The sequence below is a fragment of the Mycobacterium sp. URHB0021 genome (genome assembly GCF_054057895.1).
Window position 1 is genome coordinate 2,232,916 of sequence record NZ_JBSRZT010000002.1, and the last position, 19,433, is coordinate 2,252,348.

The window sequence follows — 19,433 nt, forward strand, 5'->3', positions numbered from 1 at the left end:
TCAGCGCAAGAGGATTGGCTTGAGCGCATCGATCACCGCAGGGTCCTCGATGGTCGACGGCAGCGGTTCGTCGCGACCGTCGACGATGCTGCGCATGGTCTTGCGCAGGATCTTGCCGGAGCGCGTCTTGGGAAGTCCCGGCACGACATCGACCTGCTTGAAACACGCTACGGCACCGATCTTTTGGCGAACGGCCTCGACGAGCTCCTCGGCGAGGCGATCGGCGGTTGCACCCGATTTCAGCACGACGAATCCCCGGGGCACCTGGCCCCTGATCTCGTCGGCGACACCGATCACCGCACATTCGGCGACGGCGGGATGGCCGGCCAGCACGGCTTCGATGGATCCGGTCGACATCCGATGGCCCGCCACGTTGATCACATCGTCGGTGCGGCCCATGACGAAGAGATAGCCGTCCTCGTCGATGTAACCGCCGTCGCCGGTGAGGTAGTGGTCGGGGAACGCCGACAGGTACGAGGAGACGTAGCGGTCGTCCGCGCCCCACAAGGTCGGCAAGGTGCCCGGCGGCAAGGGCAGCTTGACGCAGATCGCGCCCTCTTCGTTAGGGTCGCACTCCGAACCGTCGGGCCGCAGGATCCGCACGTCGTAGCCGGGCATCGGCAGGGTCGCCGAGCCCGGCTTCGTGCGCATCGGCTCGACGCCCATCGGGTTGCCCGCGATTGCCCAGCCCGTCTCGGTCTGCCACCAGTGATCGACGACGGGGACACCCAACTTCTCCGAAGCCCATTCGTAGGTGCCGGGATCCAGGCGCTCGCCGGCCTGGAACAGATACCGCAGGCTGGACAGGTCGTATTTCCCTAGGTGGAGGCCGTCGGGGTCTTCCTTCTTGATGGCCCGGATCGCGGTCGGCGCGGTGAACACCGCCTTGACCCCGTGCTCGGAGACCACCCGCCAGAACGCGCCGGCATCGGGTGTCCCGACGGGTTTGCCCTCGTAGAGCACCGTCGTCGCGCCGAGCAGGAGCGGGCCGTACACGATGTACGAGTGGCCGACCACCCAGCCGACATCGGATGCGGCCCAGTAGACGTCGCCGGGGTTGGTGTCGTACAGGTGTCGCATGGTCCACAGCAGCGCCACCGCATGCCCGCCGTTGTCGCGGATGATGCCTTTGGGCTTACCGGTGGTGCCCGAGGTGTACAGCACGTAGAGCGGGTCGGTCGCCGCGACGGGAACCGCTTCCGCCGGTTCGGCATTCGCCACCAGTTCGCGCCAGTCCAGGTCCCGGCCCGCCGTCAATGCGCACGGACGCTGCTCGCGCTGCAAGATCACGCAGACCGGCGGGGCATGCTCGGCGATCTCGAGGGCCGCGTCGAGCATCGGCTTGTAGTCGACGGTGCGCGTCGGCTCGATACCACAGGAGGCCGAAACGATGACGGCCGGTTTGGCGTCGTCGATCCGCGCTGCCAGCTCATTGGCCGCAAAGCCGCCGAAGACCACCGAGTGCACGGCACCCAGGCGGGCGCACGCGAGCATCGCGATGATCGCCTCGGGGACCATCGGCAGATAGATCACCACCCGGTCGCCCTTGCCGACACCCAGTCCGCGCAGCGCACCGGCGAAGCGCGCGGTCTCGTCCAGCAGTTCCCGGTAGGTGTAGGTGCGCTGTGAACCCGTCACCGGCGAGTCGTAGATCAGCGCGGCCTGCTCGGCGCGCCCGCCGTCGACGTGGCGATCCAGCGCGTTGACGCAGGTGTTCAGCTCGCCGTCGGGAAACCATCGGTAGAACGGGGGATTGGAGTCGTCGAGGATCCGTTGTGGCTCGCGAGTCCACGTCACCGCCCGCGCGGCATCGGCCCAGAAGGCCGTCGGATCGGAGATGCTGGCGTCGAAGAGTGCCCGATATCCGGCCATACCCGCACGGTAGCGCGAGAACGGTCGCTTATAGTCCGATTGGTGATCGACCAACGTTTGCGCGAGGAGTCATGGTGACAGCCGAACCGCCGCCGATCCCAGGGGTGCGCCGATCATTCGTCGAGGCCCGCGGCGTGCGATTTCATGTCACCGAGTCGGGCCCGGCAGACGGGCGACCCGTCGTTGCACTGCACGGCTGGCCGCAGCACCACTGGGCGTACCGGGATCTGCTGGCCGAGCCGCCGCCAGGACTGCGGATCATCGCTCCCGACCTGCCGGGCTACGGCTGGTCGGGGCCCGCTCCGCACCGCTGGGCCAAGGAGGACGTCGCGAGCGACGTATTGGCTCTTCTCGATGCGCTCGGGCTGGACCGCGTCCTTCTGGTAGGGCATGACTGGGGCGGCTTCGTCGGATATCTCATGGTTCTGCGCTCCCCGGAACGGTTCGACGGCTACCTCGCGCTGAACATGGCGCACCCATGGGTGACCGCGCGGATCCTGTTGCCGCACTTCGCGCCCTTCCTGAAGTATCAGCCGCTCATCGCCGCGCTGGGAGTGCCGGTGCAGACGCGAACCGGGTTCGTCGACCTCGCCTTCAAGGTCGGATCGAGATTGGATCCGCAGACCGCCCGCGTCTATTCGGATCGGTTCCGCGATCCGGCGGTGGCCCGCGCGGGACGTGACACCTACCGGACGTTCCTGCTTAGGGAGATCCCGAGCGGTGCCCGGCGGCCCGAGAAGCGGCGCGCGACGATCCCGATCCGCGCGTTGTTCGGTAGCGGGGACACGGCGATTCACGTATCGCTGGCGGCCGCCGAGACGGCCAGGGCCGACGACTACACGCTGGAAACGGTCGACGCCTCCCACTTCATTGTCGATGAGCGGCCAGAACTGGTGCGCGCAAAGCTCATTGCGCTCGCCGAGGAGACTCGCCACTGACGCTGATCGTGTTTGGCGCCCCGTCGGCCGGGTAGCCCACGACCATGGTGAACGATCTCGCATTGGTGAGCGGCGCGTCGAGGGGGATCGGATTTGGCCCCCACTTCGGCGGACCCGCACCGTTGTGTGCCTGACGACACGGTGAGCCAACTTCAAGAAATCGCCGCCAGGGTCTTCGGTTGGGCAGCGCTGCGCGACGACCAACTCGAAGCGATGACCGCAATCGTCGGTGGCCGCGATGTGCTGGCGGTGATGCCCACCGGTTCGGGCAAATCGGCCATCTATCAGGTGCCCGCGGTGTTGTTGGAGGGTCCCGTGCTGGTGATCTCACCGTTGATCGCCCTCCAGCAGGATCAGATCACCCAGTTGCAGAGCACCGATGCGCCGCGGGCGGTCGCCATCAACTCGCGACAGAAAACGCGCGAGCTGGATCGGGCGTGGGCCGACATCGACGACGGCCGAGCCGGGTATGTCTTCCTCGGGCCGGAGCAGCTGATTAAAGAGGACGTCGTGGCGAGACTTCGCGCGGCGAAGCCGTCGCTGGTGGTCGTCGACGAGGCGCACTGCGTGTCGGCATGGGGCCACGACTTCCGGCCCACCTATCTGAGAGTGGCCGACGCCATCGACCAACTGGGCAGGCCTCCGGTGGCTGCGCTGACCGCGACGGCGTCGGCCGTGGTCCGCCGCGAGGTCGTGGACTTCCTGCGGCTGCGCGAACCTCTGGTCGTCGCCGGTGGCTTCGACCGGCCGAACATCGCTCTCGAAGTGCGCCAGTCCATTACCGACGCCGAAAAGCGAAGCGCCGTCACGGATGCGGTCGAGGGCATGCCGCGGCCCGGACTGGTGTATTGCGCCACGCGCAAGGACGCCGAATACTATGCCGATCAGCTCGAGATGCGGGGTCTCTCGGCGGTCGCCTACCACGCCGGCATGAGTTCGGCGCACCGCAACGACGTTCATCGACGGTTCCAGACGGACGAAGTGGACGTGGTGACGGCCACCTCGGCCTTTGGCATGGGAATCGACAAGCCCAACGTGCGATTCGTCGTCCATGGGTCGATCCCGGACTCGATCGACTCCTACTACCAACAGATGGGACGCGCGGGCCGCGACGGCGAGGTGGCCCATGCGCTCCTGTTCTACCGCGCCGAGGATCTGTCGCTGGGTACGTATTTCGCCGGCCGGCACGTCGATGACGACATGCTGCACAAGGTGTATTCGGTGATCGACCGGCGGGGGCCGGTGCGGCTCACAGGGCTTCGCGAAGAACTCGGTGTCCGCGGGCGCAGTCTGACATCTGCGGTGAACCTGCTCGAGCAGGCCGGGGCGGTAACCTCCGGTCGGTCCGGCTTCTCGGCTTCAGGCGTGCCGGTGGCGGCGGCGGTCCAGGACGCGATCGAGATGGCCGAGATCGGTGCGCGCGTGGACCGCACCCGGGTCGAAATGATGCGGTCGTACGCGGAAACCCCCGACTGCAGGCGTCAATTCCTGCTCGCCTACTTCGGTGACTACCTGCCGGTGCCGTGCGGCAACTGTGACCGCTGCCGTGACAAAGGGGACGCGGCGAGTGCCGGAGAACCCGCGATCGCCCCGGGCACACGGGTCGAACACCGGGAGTGGGGGCCTGGCGTCGTGCTGCAGGGTGACTCGGACCGGGTCACTGTGCTGTTCGACTACTACGGCTACCGGGTGCTCTCGGTCGAGGCGATTCGCGGCGGTTCCGTGTTGCGGGTGCTCGACACACCAACATAGCGTTGGGCGAACGGATGATCGCCAGATACTCACTGCTGGAAGCGGTAGCCCATCCCCGCCTCGGTCAACAGATGTACCGGGTGAGACGGGTCGTTCTCCAGCTTGCGTCGCAACTGCGCGAGATAGACCCGCAGGTAGTGCGTCTCCTTGGCGTAGGCCGGGCCCCATACCTCCTTCAGCAACTCCTCGCGGCCGACCAGCTTGCCGCGGTTGCGCACCAGCATTTCGAGCATGCCCCACTCGGTGGGGGTCAGGTGCACTTCGTCGCCGTTCTTCGTCACCTTCTTGACGGAGAGATCGACGGTGAACGACGACGTCTCGATGACCGGTTCGTCGGTTTCGGAAGCCACCGCGCCGCGTCGCACGGCGGCGCGAAGTCGGGCGAGGAACTCGTCCATCCCAAAGGGTTTGGTGACATAGTCGTCGGCGCCGGCGTCGAGTGCCTCGACCTTGTCCGACGAATCGGTGCGCGCCGACAGCACGATCACCGGCGCGCTCAGCCAGCCGCGCACTCCCTCGAGCACTTCGATCCCGGACATATCGGGCAGGCCGAGGTCCAGCACGATGACGTCGGGTCGGTGGTCGGCGGCCGAGCGCAGCGCGTCGGCGCCGGTGGCCGCGGTGGTCACCTCGTAGCCCCGCACCGACAGATTGATTCGCAGCGCGCGCAGGATCTGTGGTTCATCGTCGATGACGAGGACCCTGGTCTTCGGTGTCATGTGGTCAGATCCTTCGGGGCAGCCAGGTCGATCTCGACGGTGAGCCCGCCGCCGGGAGTGTCGTTTGCGGTCAGCGAGCCGCCCATCGCATCGACGAAGCCGCGGGCGACCGAAAGGCCGAGGCCGACACCGATGCTGGTGTCGTGATCGCCGAGACGTTGGAACGGTGCGAACATCTGCTCCTCGGTCCCGCGCGGGATACCCGGGCCCTCGTCGACGACTGCGATCAGCACCCGTTCGCCGATGCGGCCGGCGGTGACGCGCACGGGGCTGCCCTTCGCGTACCGGAGCGCATTGTCGATGAGGTTGGCCAACACACGTTCGAGCAGACCGCTGTCCGCCATTACCACCGCCCCGTCATTGCTGCCGTCCACCTCCACCTTCACCCGATCTACGCCTTGTCGGCCAAACCCAGTGGTGCCCTTGCTTATTCCGAGCAGCGCGCGTTGCACGGTCTCCTCCAGGTATACCCGGTGCAGCTCTGGACGCACGACACCGGCCGCCAGCCGTGAGGAGTCGAGCAGGTTGCCTACCAGCGCCGTCAGCTGGTCGATGGACTCTTCGACGGTGGCCAGTAGCTCCGCCGTGTCTTCCTCGGAGAAGTCGACGTCGTCGCTGCGGAGGCTGGACACCGCGGCCTTGGCGGCGGCCAGTGGTGTCCGCAGGTCGTGGCTCACGGCGGACAGCAGCGAGCGGCGCAGTTCGTCGGCCTGCGCGATCGCTTCGGCCTGGCCGGCCTCCTCCGTCAGTTCGCGTTGGCGAATCAGTCCCGCCGCCTGTTTGGCAACCGCACCCAGCACCCTGCGGTCGCGGGCGGCCAGTCGCTTTCCGGCCATAAGCAACCAGAACTCGTCGTCACCGACCTCGATCGCGGTGTCGGCGGTGTCGGTGTCCAGACACGGGTCGTCGCCCACACAGCCAACGGGTACGGGACCCTGCAGCCCCTCGCGCAGCAGGCTGACGGCGCGCTGCGAATAGGCCTCCCGCACCCTTTCCAGCAACGTGTCCAGGTCTGCGCCCCGCAACACCGATCCGGCGAACAGCGCGAGCAGTTCGGCCTCCTGCGACGCCCGGCGGGCCTCGCGCGCGCGGCCCGCCGCGCCATCGACGAGGGCGGCCACCGCTACCGCGACGAGCAACAACACGACGACGGTGACCGCACTGTCGGGCTCGGCAATCGTGAACGTGTACTTCGGGTCGACGAGGAAGTAGTTCAGCAGTAACCCGGACAGCAGCGCGGACAGCGCGGCGGGCGCGACACCACCCAGCAGCGCCACCACGAGCACGCCGATGAAGAAGATCGCACTCTCGCCACCGATACCGAGATATGGGTCGACGAGGAAGACGACCACCGCGCAGATCGCGGATGGAACCACAAGGGCGGCAAGCCAGGACGTCGCATGGCGCTGATTCGTCGACAAGTCGGACCACGCGGGGCCGCGGCGGGCCTGCTCATGCGTGACCATGTGCACGTCGATCTTCCCGGACTGCTTCACGACCGACGCGCCGATGCCCTCGTCGAACATGCGCGCCCACCGTGACCGCCGCGACGTCCCCAGAACCAGCTGGGTGGCGTTCATCTCGCGTGCGAAATCCAGCAAGGCGTCGGGCACGTCGTCGCCCACGACCGTGTGCAGGGTGGCGCCCAGACTGTTGGCCAGCTCGCGCACCTTGCCCATCTGCGGGGCGGCGACACCGGAAAGGCCGTCGCCACGGACCACATGAACCACCATGAGCTCGGCGCTGGACTTCGAAGCGATCCGGGATGCCCTGCGCACCAACGTCTCCGACTCGAATCCACCGGTGACTGCGACGACCACCCGCTCGCGCGCTTCCCACGGTTCGGTGATCTTGTTCTCTTCCCGGTACTTCTCCAGCGCCGCGTCCACCTGGTCGGCCAACCAGAGCAGCGCCAGCTCCCGCAACGCGGTCAGGTTGCCTCGGCGGAAGTAGTTCGACAGAGCCGCGTCGATCCGCTCGGGAGTGTAGACGTTTCCGTGAGCCAGCCTGCGCCGCAACGCTTCCGGGGTGATGTCGACGAGCTCGATCTGGTCGGCCGCCCGCACCACCTCGTCGGGCACCTTCTCCTGTTGCTCGATACCGGTGATTTGCGTGACGACATCGTTCAGGCTTTCCAGATGCTGCACGTTGACCGTCGATATCACGGTGATGCCCGCGTCGAGGAGCTCCTCGACGTCCTGCCATCGCTTCGGGTTCTTGCTGCCGGGGGTGTTGGTGTGGGCGAGCTCGTCGACCAATACGACCTGTGGCCGGCGGTGCAGCACCGCGTCCACGTCGAGCTCTGCGAAACGCTTGCCGCGGTACTCGAGGTAGCGGGGCGGCACCGACTCGATGCCTTCGAGCAGTTCGGCGGTCTTCTTGCGCCCGTGCGTCTCGACGACCGCGGCGACAAGGTCAGTGCCGCGCTCCAGCCGGCGATGCGCCTCCCCGAGCATTGCGTACGTCTTGCCGACGCCGGGAGCTGCGCCCAGATAAATGCGCAGCTCCCCGCGTTTGGCGGCGTACTGGTGAGTGCTCACCCGCCCATCATCCACCGGTCACGTCAGCTCTTTGCCGGATACTTCTGGTCGAGTTCCAGGTTGAGTTCGAGCACGTTGACCCTGGGCTCACCGAAAAAGCCGAGCCACCGGCCGTCGCTGTGGTCGGCTACGGCCTGCCGGATCTGGTCGGCACTGACACCGCGCGCCTTGGCCACCCGATTCACCTGGATGTCCGCATAGCCGATCGAGATGTGCGGGTCCAGCCCACTACCGCTGGCGGTGACGGCGTCGGCGGGCACCTGCGGGTCGGCGGGGGCGCTGCCGCGGATCGGTACGATCTGACCCATGCTGTAGTCGTCGCCGAACTTGGCGCACTGGACACGCACGCCCTCGTAGCTGTTGAGGAACGGGGTCGACGTCGTCTTGCACGGTTCGTTGACGCTGACTACCTGGGTCGGGTGGATGACGTTGCCGCGGGCGTCGCGGGGACCGATGACCGACAGCACGGCTCCGACGCCGCCGCCGGTGCAGAAGGGGCGCGCCCCGTCCACACCCTCGAGCGTGCCGACCGCGACGCTGCGCGAGCACACCAAGGTTAACAGGCTGGCCTTGTAACCGTTGTCATCGGCGGACAGCGTCGGGTCACCTGGGGTGTCCACGATGCTCTCCGGACCGAGGTTGCTGGCACTGGTGGCCATCGGGTCGTAGCCGTCGCCGGCCGCCGACGGGCGGCTCTGGAAGTACTGCGGCAACGGATTGCCGTCGCTGTCGGTGAACGACTGCCCGATCAGGCTGCTGCCCACCGGCTTTCCATTCGCTTCGATGATCGACCCATTGGCCTGATCTCGCAGGCCCGGAATCTGGGCGACCAGCCAGATGAAGACCGGGTAGGCGATACCGAGGATCACGGTGAGCACCAGCAGCGCGCGCAGCGCCGCCCAATGTTGACGAGCAATGTTGGAGAATCTCATGTCACATTCCTGGGAAGAGTTGGATGACCAGGTCGATCAGCTTGATGCCGATGAACGGGGCGATGATGCCGCCGAGGCCGTAGATGTAGAGGTTGCGGCTCAACAGCTTTGAGGCACTGCTCGGTGTGTAGCGCACACCGCGCAGCGACAGCGGGATCAGCGCGACGATGACGATCGCGTTGAAGATCACCGCGGACAGGATCGCCGACTGCGGGCTGTGCAGCCGCATGATGTTCAGCAGGTCAAGGCCGGGAAAGAGCGCGACGAACATCGCCGGGATGATGGCGAAGTACTTCGCGATGTCGTTGGCGATCGAGAAGGTCGTCAGCGCCCCGCGCGTGATCAGCAACTGCTTACCGATCTCGACGATCTCGATGAGCTTGGTCGGGTCGGAATCGAGGTCGACCATGTTGCCGGCCTCTTTGGCGGCCGAGGTGCCGGTGTTCATCGCCACGCCGACGTCGGCCTGGGCGAGTGCCGGGGCGTCGTTGGTGCCGTCACCGGTCATCGCGACCAGCTTGCCACCGGCCTGCTCCTTCTTGATCAGGGCCATCTTGTCTTCGGGCGTGGCCTCGGCGAGGAAGTCGTCGACACCCGCCTCGTCGGCAATGGCCTTGGCGGTCAACGGGTTGTCGCCGGTGATCATCACCGTGCGGATGCCCATCCAGCGCATCTCGTCGAAGCGTTCCCGCATACCCTGCTTGACGACGTCCTTGAGGTGGATGACGCCCAGCACCGAAGCGGTACCCTGAACGACCTCACCGACGACCAGGGGAGTGCCGCCCGCGGCGGAGATGCCGTCGACAATGTCGCCGAGTTCGGTCGACACCCGGCCGCCTTGGTCGCGCACCCAGTCCGCGACCGAACTCGCGGCGCCCTTGCGCAGCATGTGACCGTCTTCCAGGTCGACGCCGGACATCCGGGTCTGGGCGGTGAACTCGACCCAGCGCGCCTTGTCCAGCTCGCCCGGTGTGCGGGCGCGAAGCCCGTACTCCTGCTTGGCGAACACGACGATGGAGCGCCCTTCCGGTGTCTCGTCGGCGAGGCTGGACAGCTGCGCCGCATCCGCCAACTGATCGGAGGAGACGCCGGTGACCGGGACGAATGCCGCGGCCTGCCGGTTGCCCAGCGTGATGGTGCCGGTCTTGTCCAGCAGCAGGGTGTTGACGTCGCCCGCGGCTTCGACCGCGCGACCCGACATGGCCAGCACGTTGCGCTGCACCAGACGGTCCATTCCGGCGATGCCGATTGCCGACAGCAGCGCACCGATGGTGGTCGGGATCAGGCAGACCAGAAGCGACACCATGACGATGCCACTCACGCCGTTGCGGGTGAGCGACAACGTGTCCGGGACGCCGGGATTGTTGGCCTTGGCGAAGATGGCCAGCGGCTGCAGCGTCGCCACCGCGAACACGAAGATGATCGTCAGCGAGGCCAGCAGGATGTTCAGCGCGATCTCGTTGGGGGTCTTCTGCCGGTTGGCCCCCTCGACGAGAGCGATCATCCGGTCGATGAAGCTCTCACCCGGCTTCTGGGTGATCTTGACGACGATGCGGTCCGACAGGACCGTGGTGCCGCCGGTGACTGCCGAGCGGTCACCGCCGGATTCGCGGATGACGGGTGCGGACTCGCCGGTGATCGCCGACTCATCGACCGAGGCAATGCCTTCCACGACGTCGCCGTCACCCGGGATCGTCTGGCCGGCTTCGACCACCACGATGTCGCCCTGCTGGAGCAGCGGCGCGGCTACTTCTTCTTCGCGGCCGGGTGCGCCGGGCCGCCAGTCGATCAGGCGCCGGGCCATGGTCGAGGTCTTGGTCTTGCGCAGCGTCTCGGCCTGCGCCTTGCCGCGGCCCTCGGCCACCGCCTCGGCGAGGTTGGCGAAAATGACTGTCAACCAGAGCCACACCACGATGAGCCACGCAAACCAGGAGGGTTCGACGATGGCGAGGATGGTGCTCCACGCCGCGCCGATCTCCACGATGAACATGACCGGGTTACGCCACAGCGTGCGCGGATTCAGCTTGCGCAGCGCGTCGGGCAGCGACTTCCACAACATCCGGGGGTCCAGCAGGCCGCCCTGAATCCGCTTCTGTCCGCCCGACGTCGCGCCGGCGTGACGTTCGGTTCCGGCGGTCACGCTGGCCTGACGGTCGGCGACTTGTGAGGTTTTGGTACTTGGCATTTCAGTGAATTCCTTCAGCGAGCGGGCCGAGCGCGAGCATCGGCAGGAAGGTGAGGGCGACCAAGATCAACGTCACACCGGCGACCATGCCGACGAACTGCGGTCGATGGGTGGGCAATGTGCCGATGGAGTCCGGCGTCTTGCCCTGTTTGGCGAGCGACGCCGCCAGCGCCAGTACGAAGACGATCGGCAGGAATCGGCCGAACACCATGGCCAGGCCGAGCGCCGTGTTGTACCACTCGGTGTTCACGGAGATACCGGCGAACGCCGATCCGTTGTTGTTGGCCGCGGAGGTGAACGCGTAAAGCACTTCCGACAGGCCGTGCGGCCCGGAGTTGAGCATGCTGGCCCGCTGGCCCGGCATCGCCATCGCAACGGCGGTGCCGGTGAGCACGATCAGCGGAGTGATCAGGAAATATGTTGCAGCCAGCTTGATCTCGCGCGGTGTGATCTTCTTGCCGAGATATTCGGGCGTGCGCCCGACCATCAGGCCTGCGACGAACACGGTGATGATCGCGAGGATGAGCATGCCGTAGAGGCCAGAGCCGGTGCCACCGGGGGCGACCTCGCCGAGTTGCATGTTGAACATCGTGATCATGCCGCCGAGGCTGGTGTAGGAGTCGTGGAACGAGTCGACCGCGCCGGTGGATGTCAACGTCGTAGCGTCGGCGAATACCGCGGAGTCGGCCACGCCGAACCGCTGTTCCACGCCTTCCATCGCCGAACCGATCGCGGTGGGCACGGTGCCGTGATGCTGCAGCTGGAACAGCATCATCAGGCTGACGCTGGACGTGGCGATCACGCCCATGGCCGCGACGATCGCGTAGCCCTGCTTCTTGCTTTCCACCATGCGGCCGAAGGTGCGCGGCAGTGAGAAGCTGACAAGGAGCAGCAGGAATATCTCGACCCAGTTGGTCCACGAGTTGGGGTTCTCGAACGGGTGCGCGGAGTTGGCGTTGTAGAAGCCGCCGCCGTTGGTCCCGAGTTCCTTGATGGCTTCCTGGCTGGCCACCGGGCCGCCGGTGATCGTCTGCTGGCCACCGGCCAATGTGTTCATGACCTGGTCATGCAGGTGGAAGTTCTGGATGGCGCCACCGGCGATCAGAATGATCGCCGCAATCACCGAGAGCGGCAGCAGGATTCGGATGGTCCCGCGGACGAGATCCACCCAGAAGTTGCCGAGCTCGCCGCTGCTCCGGCGGGCGAGGCCGCGGATGAATGCCATCGCGACGGCCATACCGACCGCTGCCGAGACGAAGTTCTGTACCGTGAGGCCCGCCATCTGGACCAGGTGGCCCTGGGTCGACTCACCCGAGTACGCCTGCCAGTTGGTGTTCGTGACGAAGCTGACGGCGGTGTTCCAGGCCAGCGCCGGGATCATCGGGGTGGCCGGATCGTTGAGTTGCAGCGGCAGCTTGCCTTGCACCAGTTGCAGGACGAAGAGGAACAGGATGCTGATCGCAGAGAAGGCCAGCACGCTCCGGGCGTAGGCACCCCACGTCTGCTCCGCTTTCGGGTCGGCACCGATCAACCGGTAGATGATGCGCTCGGGGCGCGAATCCTTCGTGCTGGTGTAGACCCGGTACATGTAGTCGCCCAGCGGCACGTGCACGGCCGCCAGACCGATGATCATTGAAGCGAGGAAAAGGATCCCGGCGGTTGTGTCTGTCACTAGAACCTCTCCGGGAAGAGCAGCGCGGCGAAGAGAAACAGCGCGAGAAGAATCGACAGCACCAGGCCGACCAGGTTGTCGTAGCTCACAGTCCCTCGACCAACTTCTGAACAAGGCCGAGCAGGGCGAAGATCGCCACTGTCAGCACGGTGAAGACCAGCCAAGACATGTCGTGCTCCTGAGCGTTTACGGGTCGCCGTATTTCGTCGACCACTTAGAGAATCGGTGCAGCTCAGGGCATCAATACCGGCGTTTACGGTTTCTTGACGGTCCGGCGGTGTTCCTTTACGGATTGCATCGCTCCATCGGCATCGCATCAGGGTCCCGTCAAGGTTCGGCGTGCGGCCGTCAAGAGACCACTAGGACTGCGGCCAGCGGCTTTGGCGGGATGAATCATCGACGACGTGACGATCTCCGGCGTGTTTCTGTCGGTCTTCTCGGGACCAAGGCCTTACCCGCCGGCGGAGGCCGACGAGCGTGAAGAGTTGCATCTGTGCCAGGCCTATCGCGCCGCCTTACCGATGAGCGACATCGCGGTTCCGAGCAGTGCGCTGAGGAATCATGTGCTGGCCAAGTGGGTGCGCGATGAGCGACTGACGGTGGACGTCCGGTCCGGCGATGAGCTCGAACTAGCGATCGCGGTCGGCATCCATCCCGGCCGAATGACCCTCCACGCCGACGGATTGCACGAGTCCGAACTGCGCGCCGCGATCGCTCTCGGGCCGGGACGTATCGTCGTCAGCTCCATGGGCCAGCTTCATGTGTTGGCCCCTGCCGTGGGGCGCCGGACCCAGGGAGTCGTCGTCCGCGTGACGGACGTCAACCCGGCAGCGCCGGCCGTGGCGGGTGAAGAGGACACCGTTGCAAGGAACTTCCGTTTCGATTCCGTTGAGCTGGCAACCGCGATCTCGTGGATCTCCGCGGTGGTGCGGCTGAACCTCGTCGGGCTGCACTGTGACGTCGGGTCCAATGACCACGACTTCGTCAGCTACCCGGCGGCGATCGGCCACATGATCACTGAGATGGCCCGGATCCGCCGGCATCACGGCGTGGTGCTCAACCGGGTGGGGCTCGGCGGTGGGCGGGCGGTGCCATCGGGCGACTGGTCCGTCGAGCTGCCGGACCTCGCCGCGCAGATCGACCAATCGGTTGACGACGCCTGCGCCACATTGCGTCACCCACGTCCGCTAGTGGTCCTCTCCCCAGGCCAAGCGATCGTGGGGCGGATCGCGGCATGATCGTTCATCCACCTGGCGGGACGACAGTGCTTCCCGCGCGCGTCTCGGCGCAGCCCACGCCGGATCTACGCCTCGACGAGGCGATCGCTCTTCGCCGGTGTGCGTTGTACCGAAGGGCCTTTCACGGATCCGCGGTGGGCTGTCCGGCCCCGTTGCTGCGATTCGATGCCGTGGCGAACTGGTGCAGGTCCGAAGGCGTGACGGTCGACGTTGCCTCGGGCGACGAATTCGACCGCGCGACGGCGGCCCGAATTCCGGCGGCGCAGACCGTCGTGCGCTGTCGGGACCACCGCGTGATGAGGGCCGCGGCGCATGCGGGAGCCGGCCGCTACGTCGTCGACGATATCGACCAGATCGCCCGCCGCCGAATGGGTTTGGCGGCCAATCCGATGCGGGTCCTCGTGGACGCAACTGAGCAGCGTCCGGATGTGCTGGCCGCGGAGGTGGCCGAGCACGGTCGATTGGAGCTCATCGGCCTGCACTACCGGGTCGGCCAGACCGACCTGACGACCCTCGCCACAACGGTGGATGAGCTGTTCGCGCAGATGTTTCACATCAGCCGCGAGCACGCAGTCATGTTGACCCGGCTCAGCCTCGGTGACGTCGATCTGGCCGACTTCGCCGATCCGCCCGCGCTACGGCGCGCCGCCGAGTTGATCGACGGCGTCGTGGAGGACGGTTGTGCGCGGTTCCGCTATCCCCGGCCTGCGCTGACGCTGTCCATCCGCGCGTGATTGTCACGTGTGCGGGTCAGCCTCCGGCGCTGGACATCGGGACACCCATCCCGGGATCGATCTGCACCGGACCGGCGGCAGAGGGTCGGACGTCGAAGTCGAAGATCTCCGTCGGGATGTAGACCGTCGAACAGGAATTGGGAATGTCCACAACTCCGGACAACCTGCCCTCGATCGGTGCCGAGCCCAGGATCATGTAGGCCTGGATCGGGCTGTAACCGAACTTGGTCAGGTAGTCAATGGCGTGCAGACAGGCCCGCTGATAGGACAGATGTGAGTCCAGGTAGCGCTGCTCACCATCCAGTGTCACCGACGTTCCGGAGAAGGCCAGCCACCGGCTGAACCGCGGATCGGTGGTGCCAGGCATGAAAATCGCGTTCTCGCTGACGCCGTAGGTCTCCATGCCGCCCTTGATCAGGTCGACGTGCAGGTCGATGAACCCACCCATCTCGATGGCGCCGCAGAAGGTGATTTCACCGTCTCCCTGCGAGAAGTGCAGGTCACCCATCGAGAGGTTCGCGCCGTCGACGAAGACCGGATAGAACACCCGGGTCCCCTTGGTGAAGTTCTTGATGTCCTGGTTGCCGCCGTTCTCCCGTGGCGGTGCGGTGCGGGCGGCTTCGGCGGCAACCCGGTCGAAATCCGCACCGGACAGGGTGCCGAGAACGGCGGAGTTCGGTAGCGGCGGCAGCGCCAGCGGCGGCACCCGGTCCGGATCGGTGTCGATGAGCGCCTGCTCGCGGGCGTTCCACTTCGCGAGGAGGTCCGCCGAGGGCGCGGTCCCCATCAAGCCGGGATGCACGATCCCCGCATAGGAGACGCCCGGCACGTGCCGCGATGTCGCGACGCCGCCCTGGAAGTCCCAGATCACCTTGTAGGCATCGGGGAACTGTTCGGTGAGGAACCCGCCGCCGTTCTTGGTGGCGAACACACCGGTGTAACCCCAGCCCTGGCCGGCCAGCGGGCCGGAGTCTTCCTGGGGTATCGGGCCGACATCGAGAATGTCGACGATGAGCAGGTCGCCGGGCTTGGCGCCCTGTACGGAGATCGGACCGCTCAGAACATGCACCGAGGGAAGGGGTGCGTTCAGGATGTCGTCGGCGGAGTCGTCGTTGTGGATGGCGCCGTCGAACCATTCGCGGCAGTGGACGCGGAACGAATCTCCCGGCTTGACCTGGACCTGGGCCGGAATGTCCGGGTGCCACCGGTTGTGGCCGACGATCTGTTGGTCGGTGAACTTCTTGCTGGAATCGAGGGGGAACACTACCTGCGGCATCGGATCTCCTGACTGATTGGGGATGCTCGGTCGGCGGCGAGAAAGATTGCGAAAAACGTTGCCGGTTCGCGTACGGGAATGCTCACGGCCGCGGCAGGCGCTGCCAGGCGGGGTTCTGCGGGGGCGGCGGGGTTCGACTCCTGGAGGTCCGTTGCGGCGGCGCCGACACCACATCGGGCTCGTCTCGAGTCCTCTCGGTGCGGTCGATCGCAGTCATCAGGGCGCGGGAAGCCATGGAGAGCATCGGGGCGCGAATGACGCGTACCGCGTCGTTGCTACATGCCGGGCATTGCGACTTGGGGGTAGCCGTGCCGATCGGGCGGCTGATGTCGAAGTCGCCGTCGTCGGCGCATCGATACTGGTAGGTGGCCATGCGAAATAGTCCTCCTCCTAGCCGCTGGTCGGTGCGGAAAGGGTTGGGGGCGAAGCGTGCTGAGTCGAACCAGTACCTTGCGTCCTAAGCTAAGCCACGAACTGTCCGCTGTCGCGACGAGTTGTCAACACTGTGCGCAAGTTATCAGGAATGTGGTGCGACGACATTGGATTCGGCGTCCTCGACCTGAGAATCGGAGCGCACGGCGGCCGAAACCACGCGGACAGCATGGCCGACTCTGCCACAGGGGAGCGACGACTGAGACGCGAGCCGCAGTTGCTCGGCGGGATCTTCCTAGCGGTGTCTCGATCCGGCGCAGCGTGGGCCATGTCAAGGCAACCGAGGTGACCAGCTGGTGCGCTACGTCGCCGAAGCGCACGCTGATCGATGCGGCTTGGGTTCTGAGAAGCCGGACTCCGTCTCCGTCTGGCTCTATCTTCGCGGCGCACCCAGCCGATCAGACGCTAGAAACTGATCACTCCACGCACTATCTGCCCGCCGAGCATGTCCTCATACCCTTGGCCGATGTCATCCAGCCGGTAGTGTTTGGTCACGAGCTCTTTGAGCCTCAGCTTGCCCGCTCGGTACATGTCCAGTGCCATCGGGATGTCCGACAATGGTCGGGACGAGCCGAAAAGTGTTCCCTGGATACGCTTCTGATATGCCACAAGCTCAAGCGGTGGGATCGGCAAGCCATGATCGGCAACGTCCCCGAGGGTGACGACCACTAAGGTTCCCGCCTTGCGGATGGCGGCGAACCCTTCTGCAACAGCGTCTCCTGTCAACTCTCCAATAGCCACGATGGCCTGATCTGCGCCTTGGCCATTGGTCAGCGAACGCGCATAGCATGTGGCCTCTTCCATATCGGCGAAGGCCGCGGTAGCTCCCAACTCCAACGCGGTGGTGCGTTTGAGCTCTACGGGATCCACAGCGATGACTGCAGAAGCGCCCGCATGCGCCGCGCCTTGAACGGCATTGACACCGATGCCGCCGACGCCCATGCAGATCACAACGTCACCGGGGCGGACTTGCGCTGCGTTGACCGCCGCGCCCCAACCGGTGAGAACGCTACAACTCGCCAGGCAGGCCAAATCCAATGGAACATCGCGGGGAATCCGCACGACCGACCTGACGTCCACCGTCGTGTGCTCAGAGAATGCCCCCAAACCCAGGGCCTGGCCGACGGGGCGGCCGTCCAGATGCATGCGGAAGCTATCCGGATCGACGGCGCGCGAGCCGCGGGTTGCGTGTGCGCCAAGGTCGCACAAGTTCTGCATTCCAGCCGAACAAAACCTGCATCGTCCGCAAACCGGGATGAAAGCCAAAATCACATGGTCGCCAACCTCCACCCCGTGGGTGTCGGGCCCCAGCCGCTCGACAACGCCTGCGCCCTCATGCCCGGCACACATCGGCAAGATTTCTGCGCGCAGGCTGCCGGAGGCCAAGTGGTAATCGGAATGACACAGTCCCGTCGCCACCATCCTCACCAACACTTCACCGGGACGGGGCTCGTCGAGATCCAATTCAACAACCTCGAATTTCCCTGGGACCTGTCGTATCACGGCGCTGCGCGTCTTTATCGTCATCAGGACGTTGAATCTTTCTCTAGTCACGAGTGGCGTCAGCGTCAGGCAAAAGTGCTTCCCTCACGCCGAGGTGTCTTTCGATCCGGTCGCGTATTCGGACGCAGTGCGGCAGACCAGCTCCGAGTCCCGGCCTGGCGAGGCACAGCTGTGCGAATGAGTGACCTATACGGTGTCAACGCAAGGTCCCGACATAGCGATACAGAGGTAGTGATGCGTTGGCCGGCCGACTCGGGCCCCAAACCCTGGTCTTCCCAGTCCTATTCGTCAGGTCGACGACGGTTGCAAACCCGGCCGGTCGCGGGCGGGGTGCTATCCGGCGTCTCTGCAACATTGGGACCGTCGTGGTCGATCGTTGAATCCACGTCGACGCGGGCAAGGGCGGGGAGGCTGTCCCGCGACAAGTTTGATCCTTCCGGAAGTTGCGTGGGTCTACGCGGGCGGCGCGGTACCCGGTGTGTGGTCCATCAGGTAGGTGCCGTCAGTGCTTTCTGTGTTTCGGTCCGTCCGTGTGCCGCTTGGCGGGCGCAGACGGTTTGGCGGGTGCGGAATGCACGGAAGTGGAATGCACGGAAGTGGAATGCACGGAAGTGTTCGTGCCGTGTGCCGGGCTGGTCTGGATTGTGCCCGGCATATGCGCGGGGCGGTGCTGATCGTCCACACTGACCGGTCCACGGCTCGCAGTGTGCGCGCCGCCGACGCCATCTTCGATTCGGCAGCCGCCAGACGTACGTCAACGGCGCGCATACTCGGCACATGGTCAAGTGGCCTTGGCGCCATCGGGATGGCGGCGACGATGCTGGCTGCTGTGAATCCGGCAAGCAGGTACGAACGCGCAGTGAGGTACTTGTCATTCCTTCGGAGACAACGACATCAGACGAAGACTAAACACCAGCGCTATCCGTGCGGCCTCGGTGACGCGATGATGCTTTCCTACGGTCCCATTCGGCGTCGCCTTCATCCTCGGCTGCGCAGTCGGGCAACAACCGTCGGGCGTGAGCGGGCCGTCGGGGTTGGGGGAAGTCGGTGCGGAACCGCTTGAAGCCGTTGAGGGTGTTCCACCATGGGTTCCTCGCTCGCAACACCGGGTTTCCGGCGTGTCTACACGGCGCTGTGAGCTCTTCAATGTCCGTGACCGTCGTACCAGTCTCGATGAATTCACACTCCAGATGTTTCAATCGGGACTTACCCACAGCCCGGAGCCTCCTGGCGCAGGACCGTCACGGGACAAGCTCCCGATATTTGGTATAACGACACGGCATGGTCATACCGGCACTGATGGCGATTGTGACCCTGATCGCAGCGCAGAAGATGGGTGAGCGTGAGCTGGCCGGCTGCTCCTCCAGATCGACACCGCCTAAGTGGGTGGGCCGAACCCGAATAACGAAGACCAGCTTTTGGCGACCTGAGTATTTGTTGATTCGGTCTTGCTCCGGTGGGGTGATGTCGATGGGCGTTCGCGGATTTGCCTTTGCGGAAGACGGCGCCGGCGCGGATCACTGCCATCAGGTGAGGCGTTGACGGCGCCCCGGCGGACTTGGGCGGGCGTCGATGAGGATGTAGGCCAAGCAATTCCGGCGGCGCGGGACCCGGGGCCTTTGGTGACCTTGGTCAAGGTC

15 protein-coding genes and 1 pseudogene are annotated in these 19,433 nt (G+C 65.6%); 4 read left to right on the top strand and 12 right to left on the bottom strand.

The window, feature by feature from the left end:
• Entirely contained in the window at positions 1-1,872 is a 1,872-nt protein-coding gene (locus ACVWWN_RS13220; protein WP_457144304.1) for a propionyl-CoA synthetase, read from the bottom strand.
• 74 nt (positions 1,873-1,946) lie between these two features.
• On the opposite strand from ACVWWN_RS13220, the gene ACVWWN_RS13225 reads away from it, so the two are divergent.
• Both ACVWWN_RS13225 and ACVWWN_RS13230 read left to right on the top strand, forming a co-directional pair.
• Positions 1,947-2,810, top strand: coding sequence for an alpha/beta fold hydrolase (locus tag ACVWWN_RS13225; RefSeq protein ID WP_457144305.1), 864 nt, complete (start codon positions 1,947-1,949; stop codon positions 2,808-2,810).
• 126 nt (positions 2,811-2,936) lie between these two features.
• Positions 2,937-4,562 (top strand): RecQ family ATP-dependent DNA helicase, encoded by a 1,626-nt coding sequence (locus tag ACVWWN_RS13230; protein WP_457144306.1) that lies wholly within the window; start codon positions 2,937-2,939, stop codon positions 4,560-4,562.
• Between the two features lie 29 nt (positions 4,563-4,591).
• Here ACVWWN_RS13230 and ACVWWN_RS13235 read toward each other — a convergent pair whose 3' ends face one another.
• Genes ACVWWN_RS13235 through ACVWWN_RS13265 form a run of 7 tightly spaced genes read right to left on the bottom strand, consistent with a single transcriptional unit; the run spans position 4,592 to position 12,824 of the window.
• Complete coding sequence (locus ACVWWN_RS13235; RefSeq protein WP_457144307.1) at positions 4,592-5,281, bottom strand: response regulator; 690 nt, start codon at positions 5,279-5,281, stop codon at positions 4,592-4,594.
• Positions 5,278-7,836: a DUF4118 domain-containing protein gene (locus ACVWWN_RS13240; RefSeq protein ID WP_457144308.1), complete on the bottom strand. Its 2,559-nt coding sequence runs from the start codon at positions 7,834-7,836 to the stop codon at positions 5,278-5,280. The genes ACVWWN_RS13235 and ACVWWN_RS13240 overlap by 4 nt, the downstream gene beginning before the upstream one ends.
• An 8-nt stretch (positions 7,837-7,844) precedes the next feature.
• Positions 7,845-8,753, bottom strand: coding sequence for a potassium-transporting ATPase subunit C (locus tag ACVWWN_RS13245; protein ID WP_457144309.1), 909 nt, complete (start codon positions 8,751-8,753; stop codon positions 7,845-7,847).
• A 1-nt stretch (position 8,754) separates the two neighbouring features.
• A complete protein-coding gene (gene kdpB / locus ACVWWN_RS13250; protein WP_457144310.1) occupies positions 8,755-10,938 on the bottom strand; it encodes a potassium-transporting ATPase subunit KdpB in 2,184 nt (727 codons plus the stop codon).
• 1 nt (position 10,939) lies between these two features.
• Positions 10,940-12,610: a potassium-transporting ATPase subunit KdpA gene (kdpA, locus tag ACVWWN_RS13255; RefSeq protein WP_457144311.1), complete on the bottom strand. Its 1,671-nt coding sequence runs from the start codon at positions 12,608-12,610 to the stop codon at positions 10,940-10,942.
• Positions 12,610-12,699 carry a K(+)-transporting ATPase subunit F gene (gene kdpF / locus ACVWWN_RS13260; RefSeq protein WP_457144312.1) on the bottom strand — a complete coding sequence of 30 codons (90 nt, stop codon included), beginning with the start codon at positions 12,697-12,699 and terminating at the stop codon, positions 12,610-12,612. Before kdpF ends, kdpA begins: the two co-directional genes overlap by 1 nt.
• The gene (locus tag ACVWWN_RS13265; RefSeq protein ID WP_457144313.1) at positions 12,696-12,824 is read right to left on the bottom strand and encodes a hypothetical protein; all 129 of its coding nucleotides are present in this window, start codon (positions 12,822-12,824) and stop codon (positions 12,696-12,698) included. The genes kdpF and ACVWWN_RS13265 overlap by 4 nt, the downstream gene beginning before the upstream one ends.
• A 190-nt stretch (positions 12,825-13,014) precedes the next feature.
• On the opposite strand from ACVWWN_RS13265, the gene ACVWWN_RS13270 reads away from it, so the two are divergent.
• Positions 13,015-13,848, top strand: coding sequence for a LysA protein (locus ACVWWN_RS13270; RefSeq protein WP_457144314.1), 834 nt, complete (start codon positions 13,015-13,017; stop codon positions 13,846-13,848).
• Between the two features lie 197 nt (positions 13,849-14,045).
• Complete coding sequence (locus ACVWWN_RS13275; protein WP_457144315.1) at positions 14,046-14,582, top strand: hypothetical protein; 537 nt, start codon at positions 14,046-14,048, stop codon at positions 14,580-14,582.
• 16 nt (positions 14,583-14,598) lie between these two features.
• Here the strand turns inward: ACVWWN_RS13275 and fmdA are convergent, their stop codons facing one another.
• The 4 genes and pseudogenes from fmdA to ACVWWN_RS13295 form a co-directional block, all read right to left on the bottom strand.
• The gene (gene fmdA / locus ACVWWN_RS13280; protein ID WP_457144316.1) at positions 14,599-15,858 is read right to left on the bottom strand and encodes a formamidase; all 1,260 of its coding nucleotides are present in this window, start codon (positions 15,856-15,858) and stop codon (positions 14,599-14,601) included.
• 82 nt (positions 15,859-15,940) lie between these two features.
• Entirely contained in the window at positions 15,941-16,231 is a 291-nt protein-coding gene (locus ACVWWN_RS13285) for an FmdB family zinc ribbon protein (protein WP_457144317.1), read from the bottom strand.
• A 464-nt stretch (positions 16,232-16,695) separates the two neighbouring features.
• Positions 16,696-17,811 carry an NDMA-dependent alcohol dehydrogenase gene (locus ACVWWN_RS13290; protein WP_457149114.1) on the bottom strand — a complete coding sequence of 372 codons (1,116 nt, stop codon included), beginning with the start codon at positions 17,809-17,811 and terminating at the stop codon, positions 16,696-16,698.
• Between the two features lie 1,360 nt (positions 17,812-19,171).
• Positions 19,172-19,426, bottom strand: a pseudogene (locus ACVWWN_RS13295) (hypothetical protein); the annotation flags it as partial.
• Positions 19,427-19,433 lie beyond the last annotated feature (7 nt).